Here is a 397-nt window from a genome sequence, read left to right on the forward strand (position 1 = left end):
AGCGACCCTTCGCGCAACTCGGACCAAGAAGACGAAGACCGTGTGCACGTTCTGTGGTGTAGGCTGTACGTTCGATGTATGGACAAAAGGCCGTAAGATTCTAAAAATCGAGCCGACGCCAGACGCACCGGTAAACGGTATTTCAACTTGTGTAAAAGGAAAGTTCGGCTGGGATTTTGTCAATAGTGAGGACCGTTTGACAAAGCCGCTTATTCGCAGAGACGATGAGTTCCATGAAGCGACATGGGAGGAAGCGTTTGATCTGATTGTAAGCAAATTCCAAGAGATCAAAGCGCGTGAAGGCGCGGACACCTTCGCCTTTATTTCTTCTTCTAAATGTACGAATGAAGAGAACTTTTTGCTTCAAAAATTAGCGCGTTCGATCATCGGAACGAAC

General features: G+C 47.1%; 1 protein-coding gene. It reads left to right on the forward strand.

The features are described from left to right. On the forward strand, nt 1–397 hold a 397-nt coding region (locus tag LKX83_RS31950; RefSeq protein WP_227887295.1), incomplete at both ends, for a molybdopterin-dependent oxidoreductase.

Origin of the sequence: Cohnella baijiui (genome assembly GCF_020731285.1) — a bacterium.
In the GTDB taxonomy this organism is placed as follows: domain Bacteria; phylum Bacillota; class Bacilli; order Paenibacillales; family Paenibacillaceae; genus Cohnella.